We start from the raw sequence: 218 nt of genomic DNA on the forward strand, positions 1-218 counted from the left end.
CGATTACCACGGTAGGATTCATGACTGGGGTGAAGTCGTAACAAGGTAGCCGTATCGGAAGGTGCGGCTGGATCACCTCCTTTCAGAGCTTAGTGCTCGTGTTAAGCGTCCACTCTTATCGGTTGTTGTTGTAGCTGGAGTCAATATCATTGGCGCCGCGTAGAAGCTAACTCATAGCGCTGCATGCAGTGTTATGAGTTGGGTTTTACCCAACAGCT

1 rRNA gene is annotated in these 218 nt (G+C 50.0%); it reads left to right on the forward strand.

The window, feature by feature from the left end:
* Window positions 1-83 (forward strand): 16S ribosomal RNA (locus IB268_RS30990); the annotation flags it as partial.
* Window positions 84-218: the final 135 nt, after the last annotated feature.

The sequence above is a fragment of the Achromobacter sp. ACM01 genome (assembly GCF_014851745.1).
Taxonomy (GTDB): Bacteria; Pseudomonadota; Gammaproteobacteria; order Burkholderiales; family Burkholderiaceae_B; genus Achromobacter; species Achromobacter aegrifaciens.